The sequence below is a fragment of the Halodesulfovibrio sp. genome (genome assembly GCF_015482765.1).
In the GTDB taxonomy this organism is placed as follows: domain Bacteria; phylum Desulfobacterota; class Desulfovibrionia; order Desulfovibrionales; family Desulfovibrionaceae; genus Halodesulfovibrio.
Window position 1 is genome coordinate 1 of record NZ_JADMLB010000035.1, and the last position, 9983, is coordinate 9983.

Here is a 9983-nt window from a genome sequence, read left to right on the forward strand (position 1 = left end):
GATAGCCACAGCGGTGTATGCACCGTGTATATTCGTGGCCAAAAAACGCAATTCTATATGGACGTCCGTATTCCATTTACGAACGGGCAAGCGGGAAGAGATGAATAACGGCGAACAGCCGTAAGTCGAATGGTATATTCACCACTGTAAAAGAAAATGTAGTATTCATCAGCGTTCAGCTGGTAAATCACCCTCTGTCTGTTTCAGGCATGAAACAGACAGAGGAAAAATATGTCCATAAAAGTGGACGCCGCCTAAGTTAAAAAAATATTTTTGCAGATAACAACTGTTATGTTGCATGGAACCCGACATCAGCCGCTAAAAAGCACGTGGAAACAGGCACCGTCATTGTTTGTCATATACAACATCGCTAAAGCGATTGTAAGGTCTACAGAAAAATATTTGTATTCAGTGTATGTGTTAGAAATTTAGTCCCAACAGAAATGTTCGCATGAAAAGCGAACATTTCTGTTGGGACTTCTTCTATGAGAATAAGTGAATGACTTTTATGTTGACTGAAGACTGTAAAGTCGAGCTACAACAGTAAAAGCTTCTAGTGATAATATGACATAACCACCTTAAGGAAAAGAAATTGACAGAACCTCATCTGTTATTTGAATTTTTCACTGTGAGAAAAAAATGAATTATACTGTTGTAGAACTGTTGCAGCATGTTCCTGATTACATGAAATTGGTTCAGGAGAATGAAATAGAAATTGTGGAACTACTTTTAGGACTTGGTATGGTTTTACCGTGCAAATTCAAATCTGATGACTTTTTATCACCCATGGCAATGGCATGCGAAAAAGGTTGCCTAGAAATAGTAAAATTGCTTTGGCGATATGGGGCATCCATAGAAGCTGAAATAAAAACACATATTCCACCGCTGCATGCAACGATACGTGGTGGACAGGTTGAAATCGTTTGTTGGCTGCTGGAACACGGAGCTGATGTTACTAGCCGATATGGTGGGTATTATTGGCGTGGGCGGTTCATGGATGAAGTTGATGCTGTGACTCTAGCGGCGTATTTAGATGAAGAAATAGAATTGATGCTAACTACAGAAATCAGCGGAGAACTTCGATAGTAGTGTGGCTTTTGCTTTTATTGTTTGACGTTATAAAACATTCTCTTGCGAACAACACTCAAGAATCATTAGAATACGCTTTTATTTTTGGAACAAACGATGGTTAATAAGTTGGATATTTATTCTAACGAGCGTGTATTAATATCTGGAGATAACAATGTGGCACTTATTTGATGTTACAAAATATGTTTTGGAAGACAATTTATGGCATAGCCTAGTGCGTTGTGTGAAGGTTGAGAATGGATTCTTTGTATATGTGCATTCGCTCAGCGATAAGCCAAAAGAATGCGTTTTTACATACTATTTTAAGCTTGATGGTTCTTTTTACCATGCTAAGCCTACAAATCTAATGCTAGGGGGAGAAGTCGGTGAAAAAGTTGACTCTCCAATGATTGATATCCATCCAGAAATTTTAAACTTTCACAATATTATTATTACTTCTTTTGAAAAAAACCGGAGTAAGAACTTTAATACAGCCTACTTCTTAATGAGTACCGAACATCACATGGCAAGATACCACATGTATGACTATGACTCATTGCTATCAAGATGTACTGCTTTTGAAAATATCATTAATAAAACGCAAGGAAGATATAGAGCGTTATTGGAACAAAAGGCTTTGTATGAAAGTTGTGGAATGGAAAGCCTTGAGTTAATCAATAGTGTTTTACTGTCTGACGAAGCATCAGAAGAGGAAAAAACTTTTTATTCTGGTATGCTTTGGCTTCTTGAGCCTGCTGGTTATCTTCAGGTTTCTTTGTATGACAGTATTAGTTGTTCCCAAGCTGCTAGCAGCATTGCGCGAAGTATTTTGATCGATTTTTATAAATCTCACTTTGAGTTTGACCAAGGGTTGACCACACAGCTGATGGCTACTGATGTCGATATCTTGTGGAGGCACTTTTCTCCACCGTTTGATGCTTGTTTTTTTAGTTATGCAGAATCGGGAATTAAAATACTCAACGATGGTGTGACGATTGATGGCGCATATATTTTAAATTTGAAAGATAGTGTAGCTCTCGATATTGCAGGTCATCGAAATACTATGAATAAAAATGGTTACAATCATTTTGCTAAGCAGCTTGTAATCCCAAAGGATGAAGATAAAAAAGTCAAAGACTTCAAGGTAGATTTTTCGTGGATTGGGGCTTCAGAGGCTGATGTCGAAAAGATAAGGACATTCATAAACTTGGTTTTGTCAAGTGTAGCCTATTTGAACGTTGGTGATGGGCAAGCAGAAAAGGTTATGGAACGAAGTGACCTTGAGAAGGCGTTCAAAGCCAAAAAAAATGCTGCTAAAGCAAGAAAAGTTGCAAATAAAAAATATGCTGCATTAGATTATACTTATATTTCAGAGAAACGTAGTGGGGGGGCTCTTCAATCGAAGGAAGGATGCTATAAGGTTGCGAAGATGTTTAGTGTTCGTGGACATATCCGTTCGCAAGCCTATGGCCCTAATTACTCATTGCGTAAGAATATTTGGATTAAGCCATATATTAAGGGCAAGTCATACGGTGTGACTTCTCAGAATGAAAGAATCTATAAAGCAAGATCCGTTGGTTAAAATACTGATGCAGCTTGTCAGAATTTAGATCATGAGAAGTGTTGGTCCGTAAGGTATGAAGAATAAAATAAGGGCCATATTCTATAAGTATATGACCCTTAAGGTTAATGATGATTTTAGTTTCATTTTTAACTGTTTTTTCATGGCTAGCACCACACAATCTTACCTCTTCTAACCCAAAAATGTGAGCGGCAACCCACTGTTCGATCAATTGATGGATGCAGCGTTGTGGGTGCATCTTGAGAGGTTTTTAGTTCCCAGCAGGGTCTTTCATCTGGTATTAAATTTAAATAAAGAACTTTTTTGCACCCACATGGACAGAGCATTGCTGCATACTCGGTGTAACCATCTTCTTGAACGACATAGAGCGTTCGAGCTTTGAGTTTTCTTGGAAGTTCTTCTTCGACATAGATAGTATGGAAAGGAGAGCGAATAGGCTCTATCTTCTTCCTAATCCATAGCGTAATGGATTTTATCAACTTCATGCTACCTCCTTAACGGATAGTTCAGGCATGTCGAGAAGTGGAGATGTATCACCTGTGCCTGCAGAATTTGCAAATAGGGTACAAGGAATATCTTCTGACTCAGTAATAAATTCCATGCTCGCCAGACTAAAAATGACTTGCGCAAAACGTTTGTTTGGCTCCTCTCGGTAAGGATGGATTCGGCTGAGCATCTCATTTACGGCTAGAGAAGCACCTAATGTGTTTACGTTAATAACGGCAGGACGGTCTTCTTGAACACCACGAATATATCCTTCTTCCAGTTCTAGTTGATATGCATCTGGATCAAGCCTTTTAAGCCCTGCATTAGCGACATCTTCGAGTGAAAAAAGTCCTCTGCTGAGTAAACTGGATTTTTTGGGTTGCAGATAGTGGATCGTCCCACAAACTTCTCGAATTAATCCATCTTCTGGTGAAGCATCAAGACGTATTCCAATGTCAAAATATGGAAGCAGATAATACGTACAGAGTTTGTTAAGTAAAAAACGGCCATCAATGGTATCTACGCATCCGAAAACAATATCGCATTCTGCTACAGCTCTTATCGATTCCGCATTCCAAAGGTTGTGCGGAACTGCTGTGACATTGGTACCTAGCCCAATGCTCTGGATATGTTTTTTGATAACATCGACTTTTTTTTCTGAGTTTGTCGCATGTTCCATCCTTGAGCCATAAATACGATTTAAGTTGCGTTCTTCAATTACATCGTCGTCCACAAGGGTGAGCTTTTTTACTCCCAACCTTGCAAGCTGTTCAGCTAAAGGGCTTCCCGTTCCAGAACAACCTACGATTGCAATAGAAAGCTTTTGCAGTCGTTCTGTTGTCCCTTCTCCAAAAATTTGGCCATGAGAAGCTGTGAAGTCAGCTTTTGTTGTTTGTGGTTTGTCATACCAAAAGGACAAATTGTCACCGACAATGTTGATAGATGACATAGGGGTATATTTTTGGAGAGCATACATAACTCGTCCAAACATTTGTCCATCAGGTAAAAGGATGACACTGGCTGAAGGTGAGATGGTGCCTTTGAACCCTGCTAGCAATGGCAACAAGTCAAAATCGATTTTGTCGTCTGCAGTTGTAAAATGCGAAGGCCCATCGGGATGACTACATACTTTTACTACTGCTAACTGCTCTTCGTTTGCTTTAGCTAGTAGCTCAGAAAGAGGATGATCCAGCCATTCTGTAAGTCTGGGATTTGTTACTGCAGTGTCGTCGTGATGGACAAAAGCGATATGTTTAGCGAGAAATTTAAATTTTGATTTCCCGTTTGACTGTCCACAAAAGACAAATGCAACATTTTGCTTATTGCTAGTAGGCAAAAGATGCTCTGTTAAATGGTCATATTGTTCCTGCGTTAAAGAAAAACAAAATTCATGTGACATTATTCGAACTCCCTATCTAGCCAGTCTTCTATCAATATGACGTGTGTTTCTAAGTTATCTGTTCCGGGAATCCATGGGTTTTGAGATGTGCGATGTCGAGACCACCGCTGGTAGCTTTCTCCCTGAATTAGCTGGGTTGCTTCCGTTGCTCGAATTACTTGCCCATCACTGCGTTTTAGCGGGGGATGGAAGTAAACCATATCTAGTGGTGCAATCGGGTAGCCTGTTTCTATTCGAATAGCTGCTGTCACCTCTGACAGAGTATACCCAGTAGGCACTGGGAAGTGATGAAGGAGCACCCATTGTGCTCCATTATTTATAGTTTCCCAAGGAAGGCCATACTCGTCTAGGAACAATTGGTCTGCTTGCGGTAATTTAAAGTCTCTTTTTAACTGCATGTTAGCCCTCCGTTTGGTCTCTTGGGAGAGCCTTGAATTTTTCGATGCCGGGTTTGCTCAGGTCGATCTGTTCATCCAGAGCTATTTTCTGTGGGCGTTCTCCAGCAATTTTCAAGCGAAGAGTATAGCTTTCAACAGGCAGCAGTCCCGCAAGTTCTAAAATTTCTTTTCCGGAGATCGTTACTGCTGTAACGGTATGCTTTTTCCCATTAATTTTAATTTCAAAAGAGTTAGGTTGTTCTTTGGGTAGGGTATAAAGACGTTCAAGGCCGTCAGGGTCGAGTGGGATTAGAGCATCATCTTCATACATTACATCTTTCTCTCCACCACGTACTTCAAGCCAAACATTGCTAGAAGTAGTATCAATACGCGCAAGTCTTTTTACCATTTCACATGGGATTTCTGCTGCTCCCCATTCAAACTTTCTACCGTTAATGAGAAAGCGATAAGAAGCGTCACTCTTAAAGGTAAAGAACTCTTCAACCTCTTCAGTAGCAAGGTCTACTAATTCGTCTAGGCGTAATTCTTCTAACTGGCCGTTCGAGAGGTACTGAAAAATAAGATGCTCTTCTGGTGGGAAGTGGTTGACTGCTTCGAGAAGTTGACGGCCTGTTACTTTAGGGTCTGAGATCTCGGTAGACTGTTGGTCAATAACTACAACGTACTTAGATTCGTTATTCATGGTTTACTCCATGTGTTTGCAGGGGAATATCGTTTTTATAATGTTCTTCAATTGTTGGATATTTTTCCCTGTCGTTTCATGAGTATTTAATAGCTATTTTTTAGCTAGTCAATACATTATTTTTTAGCTTTTCAAATTTGACAGAATGGCTATTTAATATATATTGACAAGACAAGGAGAAAGTTATGGCCACAAAGAAGACAATGACGTTAAACTTAACGCCTGAAGAAATGGAAGTTCTTGAAGGTTTGTCTGCAAAAAAAGAGTTAAGTAAGACTGCAGTGTTAAGAATGGCTCTTAGATTTTACCAACTAATTGACGTAAGATTTGAACAAGGGCAGAAGTTATATTTTGAAGATGACGAGAAGAAAGAAAAAGCGGAGTTGATATTTATATGACCACAGAATCTTTTCCGATTTGTCTATTGCACAAACCTACTGACACCATTGTAGATGCTGTTTTACAAACTTCAATTGAAGAAGCACAGCTGGAAGATTGGAGAAACCTTTGGGTTCCTGCGCGAGAAGAAGGCATAAAGCGATGTGTTTCTACTAAGCAAATAGAGTGTATTCCCCAATCATATCGTTGGAAGTGGGATAAAAAAATTGCTTACTATGATGGAATATTAGCAAAAAGAACTTTTTCAGTAGTGTGTAATGATAGAACGGAAGGATTAATGTTGGTCACGACTCCAGCTTTTGCTCTGGAAGAAAGTCAAAAAGGCAAGCCGTTAGTTTATGTAGACTTTCTTGAAACTGCGCCTTGGAATATTAATGGATTTCTTGGTCAGGGGGAGTATCGCGGGGTTGGATCAGTTTTGCTACGTGCAGCAGTCTTATTAAGCCTTCAAGAAGAGTATCAAGGAAGAATAGGCCTGCAGTCATTACCAGATGCAGAGGCATTTTATAGTCGTCTCCAAATGCGTGATCTTGGGTTGGAGCACTCAAAAGAGGGATTGCGCTATTTCGAAATGACTCCCATCGAAGCCAATGCATTTTTAACCCGTGGAGGACGTTATGAAATTTAGTTTTCCTCGAGAATGGTGTATTGAAATGGCTCGTGAAGAAAACGGATATCCTGTTAGTGCAGGAACATTGGATTCTATAAGTACGAAAAATGATGCATCAATGAGCTGTGCAGTAGAAGACGTTGATAACATGCGAGTTGCATTTGGTCGCTTTATTCAAATGATAAGACGTAAGCGGGGTTATAGCCATGAACAGCTTGCAGATAACGCTGATGTAGATGTCGTTGAATTAAAAAATATTGAAAAGAGTTCTAGTTGTTTTCCTGCGCCGAGAACTGTTTACCAACTAGCAAAGATTTTTAATTTGGATTCAAAAAAGTTGCTACAGCTAGCCGGGCTTACAAAAAAACGAGATGTTGAAATAGAAAATGGTGCATTAGCATTTGCCGCTAATTCTGAATCGATTGGAAGCCTGACTCCAGAAGAGGTTGAAATACTAGAGACTTTTGTTGCGGTGCTTGCTGAAAAGCGATAGCGTTCTTGCATGAAAAGTAAACATATTTCAGATAGAAGCGCTCGCGATATTAATCAACAGGTTGAAAAAATTTTAAGGGGGCTCGGTAATCCTGAGCCCCCTCTTGATGTGGCAACTGTGCTAGAGCTATTACAGTTGGATAAGTCATATTATACAACTGATGATGACAGTGTTCTCCGAGAAATTACTAGCCGGTTGATGGTTGCGGGAAAGCAGATTGTAAAGCGTCCAGGGTTAATAATAGATGTTATAAAAAAATTTGACCTTAAAGCGCTTTGTATTCCTGATCAGAAGCGGATTTTTATTGATCGCGATCTTCCGAAGCTTAAGCATCGCTGGAGTGAGGCACACGAAATTGCTCACCAGTTTATTCCTTGGCATGAAGATACAATGCTAGGTGATGATGCGCACACCCTTTCGAAAGAATGTCATGCTATCGTTGAGTCCGAAGCAAATTACGGAGCTGGGCAACTGCTGTTTATGGGGAATAGATTTACCCAAGAAGCGAGTGACTACACACCAACGTTCAAGCATGTTCTAGCCCTCAAGGAGATATACGGAAACACAATTACATCTACCTTCTGGCGTTTTATAGAGAGTTCACACAATGAGTTACCTATGTTTGGAATAATAAGTGACCACCCTCGCTATCCCCAAAATGCCTCAAAGTTAGCAAAGCCGTATGAATATTTTATCCAATCTAAAAAATTTCATGCAGAATTTTCACAGGTCGATCCTGTAAGTATTTATACTCAAGTTGTAGATTGTTGTGGATATGGAAAGTGGAATATCGTGGGAGAAGGGACTATCAAAGTCTCGAATGATAATGGCCAACCATTTGAATTCAAAGTGGAAACATTCTACAACAGGTACCAAGCATTAACGCTAGGGGTTGAAATAGGTTCAACCTCTCGTTTTTTCTAGGGTTTTCAATTTACTTCCCTCTGTAAAGCAAATGGAACTTACCTTATAGAACCTCATTAGCGTATTGTTGAAAATTAAAAGTGGAGAGAACCATATGCCTGCGACTTATGAGGAATTATTAACTAACTTATCTCAGCTAATAACTGACTATCGTATTCAGGATCAAAATGAAGCGTATGCAACAGAAAGGACAGGAATACCTGTTATGGACGTTGAGCACGTACTTACATGGATAGAGCAGTTTGATGCAGGCGTGAGGGAGGGGGTACTTAGGGCAACTTATGATGTTCTTAATAAGACTTATGTCTCTAAGGACCAGATTAACATTTTCCTTAGGGGGCTGTTACATAATCCGGGTCTAACAGGTGGAAATAGTCAACAGTTTTGGAGTGGGGTAAACTTATTACAGCTACAAACAGTAGGTAATAGCCAGTGCGACTTCCTTGCCTTGTTAAAAGAACATTTATTGTCTGAGTTAAATATAGAACACTCTGGGGTTGGAACTAGTCACGATAGCTTTTTATATTTAGACGACATATCTTTTTCCGGTGGAAGGATATTATCCGACCTTTTGACTTGGATTGAAACAGCTCCCAATGAAGCTACAGTCAATATTGTTGTGCTTGTTAACCACACGTATGGTGAATGGTATGTTCAAGAAAAGTTAAATGAAAAAGTAGCCGATTGTAATAAAAATATAACTTTTACATGGTGGCGGTACTACAGCTTGGAGAATAGAACCTCTAGGATTGAAAGTTCAGATGTATTAAGACCCAGATTGTGTCCTGAGCTACATATTGTTCAAGACTATTATCAAAATATAAATTCTGAAGAAAATCAGATAGTTTTTCGAAGAATGAATGGTGTTGGATCTGCTCGACTTTTCCCTGATGGGGCATCACGCAACTTACTTGAACAAGAATTTTTGAAAAAGGGTGTTCAAATTAGAGCAGATTGTCCTAATTTGAATGTATACCAGCGACCTTTGGGGAATATGCTCTTTCCAGCTTTTGGGTTTGGATCTATGTTTGTTACTTACCGAAACTGTCCAAATAATACTCCACTAGTTTTTTGGGTGGGGAGCCCATGGTATCCATTGTTTCCAAGAGTGACTAATTGATGAATTACAAGGGAATTCGTAGTTATATAAGAAAACAATGTGTTGTATTTAGAAAGACTAATGAGAAGTTTGGTGGTCTTTCTAATATGGCGCCTGGTTTCCCTATTGTGGTTAATGGATTTGTTTTTAAGACTTCAGAGGCTTTGTATCAAGCATGTAGGTATCCTCATTTGCCAGAAATTCAGCATTTGATACTTAACGAATGTAGTCCCATGACTGCGAAGATGAAAAGCAAGCCTTATCGGCCAGAGTCACGAGCAGACTGGGATCAAGTGCGAATTACAGTTATGCAATGGTGCTTGAGGGCGAAACTACTTCAAAACTATAGAAAATTTTCAGAACTATTATTACAAACTGATTCAAAAAATATTGTAGAAGATTCCCATAAAGATAATTTTTGGGGTGCAATTCCGCAGTCGTCTACAGAATTAGTAGGACAAAATATTTTGGGGCGACTATTAATGCAGTTGCGCGAAGAACTAGTTGCTTTCGGGGATTCTCATCCCCAGCAACTTTTTCCACCAACTACGATTGAGAATTTTTATTTATTGGGCGAGCCTATTCAAATTATAAGATATCGTAGTGTAGGAAACGATGAGCAATTAGTGCTTTGGGAAGATGATAAGTCATAGATTGCCTATAATAAGGTGTAAACAAGGTGTAAATTTCTTTGATTTTCATGTCGCTAATATTGAATGTGACTTTTCAGAATCCTTGCAAATAAAGGAATAAGCAGTTTTTGTTTGATATTACACCCGCCTTTCACGCAGGCGACGGGGGTTCAAATCCCCCTGGGGACGCCAAAGTAAATCAAGCACTTAC

General features: G+C 39.4%; 12 protein-coding genes. 8 read left to right on the forward strand and 4 right to left on the reverse strand.

The features are described from left to right. The first annotated feature begins 639 nt into the window (after positions 1 to 639). Both QZY95_RS05335 and QZY95_RS05340 read left to right on the forward strand, forming a co-directional pair. Complete coding sequence (locus QZY95_RS05335) at positions 640 to 1086, forward strand: ankyrin repeat domain-containing protein (protein WP_290920239.1); 447 nt, start codon at positions 640 to 642, stop codon at positions 1084 to 1086. Positions 1087 to 1243: 157 nt separating this feature from the next. Further along, on the forward strand, positions 1244 to 2650 hold the full coding sequence (locus tag QZY95_RS05340) for a hypothetical protein (protein ID WP_290920241.1): 1407 nt from the start codon (positions 1244 to 1246) through the stop codon (positions 2648 to 2650). Positions 2651 to 2796: 146 nt separating this feature from the next. Here QZY95_RS05340 and QZY95_RS05345 read toward each other — a convergent pair whose 3' ends face one another. Genes QZY95_RS05345 through QZY95_RS05360 form a run of 4 tightly spaced genes read right to left on the reverse strand, consistent with a single transcriptional unit; the run spans position 2797 to position 5615 of the window. After that, the gene (locus QZY95_RS05345) at positions 2797 to 3135 is read right to left on the reverse strand and encodes a DUF6527 family protein (protein ID WP_290920244.1); all 339 of its coding nucleotides are present in this window, start codon (positions 3133 to 3135) and stop codon (positions 2797 to 2799) included. After that, complete coding sequence (locus tag QZY95_RS05350) at positions 3132 to 4535, reverse strand: ThiF family adenylyltransferase (RefSeq protein ID WP_290920247.1); 1404 nt, start codon at positions 4533 to 4535, stop codon at positions 3132 to 3134. The genes QZY95_RS05345 and QZY95_RS05350 overlap by 4 nt, the downstream gene beginning before the upstream one ends. Continuing rightward, positions 4535 to 4933: an E2/UBC family protein gene (locus tag QZY95_RS05355; RefSeq protein WP_290920250.1), complete on the reverse strand. Its 399-nt coding sequence runs from the start codon at positions 4931 to 4933 to the stop codon at positions 4535 to 4537. The genes QZY95_RS05350 and QZY95_RS05355 overlap by 1 nt, the downstream gene beginning before the upstream one ends. 1 nt (position 4934) lies before the next feature. Further along, the gene (locus QZY95_RS05360; protein ID WP_290920253.1) at positions 4935 to 5615 is read right to left on the reverse strand and encodes a multiubiquitin domain-containing protein; all 681 of its coding nucleotides are present in this window, start codon (positions 5613 to 5615) and stop codon (positions 4935 to 4937) included. Between the two features lie 185 nt (positions 5616 to 5800). On the opposite strand from QZY95_RS05360, the gene QZY95_RS05365 reads away from it, so the two are divergent. The 6 genes from QZY95_RS05365 (at position 5801) to QZY95_RS05390 (ending at position 9793) form a co-directional block, all read left to right on the forward strand. Further along, on the forward strand, positions 5801 to 6013 hold the full coding sequence (locus tag QZY95_RS05365; protein ID WP_290920256.1) for a hypothetical protein: 213 nt from the start codon (positions 5801 to 5803) through the stop codon (positions 6011 to 6013). Then, positions 6010 to 6642 (forward strand): hypothetical protein, encoded by a 633-nt coding sequence (locus QZY95_RS05370; RefSeq protein WP_290920259.1) that lies wholly within the window; start codon positions 6010 to 6012, stop codon positions 6640 to 6642. Before QZY95_RS05365 ends, QZY95_RS05370 begins: the two co-directional genes overlap by 4 nt. After that, positions 6632 to 7117, forward strand: coding sequence for a helix-turn-helix transcriptional regulator (locus QZY95_RS05375; RefSeq protein WP_290920262.1), 486 nt, complete (start codon positions 6632 to 6634; stop codon positions 7115 to 7117). Before QZY95_RS05370 ends, QZY95_RS05375 begins: the two co-directional genes overlap by 11 nt. 9 nt (positions 7118 to 7126) lie before the next feature. After that, the gene (locus QZY95_RS05380) at positions 7127 to 8041 is read left to right on the forward strand and encodes an ImmA/IrrE family metallo-endopeptidase (protein WP_290920265.1); all 915 of its coding nucleotides are present in this window, start codon (positions 7127 to 7129) and stop codon (positions 8039 to 8041) included. A 94-nt stretch (positions 8042 to 8135) separates the two neighbouring features. Further along, positions 8136 to 9161 carry a hypothetical protein gene (locus tag QZY95_RS05385; protein ID WP_290920268.1) on the forward strand — a complete coding sequence of 342 codons (1026 nt, stop codon included), beginning with the start codon at positions 8136 to 8138 and terminating at the stop codon, positions 9159 to 9161. After that, on the forward strand, positions 9161 to 9793 hold the full coding sequence (locus tag QZY95_RS05390) for an NADAR family protein (protein WP_290920271.1): 633 nt from the start codon (positions 9161 to 9163) through the stop codon (positions 9791 to 9793). The genes QZY95_RS05385 and QZY95_RS05390 overlap by 1 nt, the downstream gene beginning before the upstream one ends. Positions 9794 to 9983 lie beyond the last annotated feature (190 nt).